The 334-nt window shown below is 50.6% G+C and carries 2 protein-coding genes; both read left to right on the top strand.

Annotation, left to right across the window (positions count from 1 at the left end):
* The first annotated feature begins 3 nt into the window (after window positions 1–3).
* Window positions 4–123 carry a hypothetical protein gene (locus LZP73_RS21570; RefSeq protein ID WP_442800770.1) on the top strand — a complete coding sequence of 40 codons (120 nt, stop codon included), beginning with the start codon at window positions 4–6 and terminating at the stop codon, window positions 121–123.
* Window positions 104–334: chromosome partition protein MukE (locus LZP73_RS19590; RefSeq protein WP_234236591.1), on the top strand; the 231-nt coding region annotated here is incomplete at its 3' end. The genes LZP73_RS21570 and LZP73_RS19590, both read left to right, overlap by 20 nt.

Here is a 334-nt window from a genome sequence, read left to right as displayed (position 1 = left end):
GTTATTGATCAGGCGGTACGTCTTGGCGTAGCGCAAGCAGATTTCACCGGACTGCCAGCGAAATGGCAGCCGATTAATGATTACGGAGCCAAGGTACAGGCGCATGTCATCGACAAATATTGAACAAGTGATGCCGGTTAAGCTGGCGCAGGCGCTGGCGAATCCGTTATTTCCGGCGCTGGATAGCGCCTTACGTTCAGGCCGTCATATTGGCCTCGACGAACTGGATAATCATGCATTCCTGATGGATTTTCAGGAATATCTGGAAGAGTTTTACGCGCGTTATAACGTTGAGCTTATTCGTGCACCGGAAGGGTTCTTCTATCTACGCCCA

The organism is Shewanella sp. AS16, from assembly GCF_021412365.1.
Taxonomy (GTDB): Bacteria; Pseudomonadota; Gammaproteobacteria; order Enterobacterales; family Shewanellaceae; genus Shewanella; species Shewanella salipaludis.
This window is presented reverse-complemented; position numbering and strand designations above follow the sequence as displayed.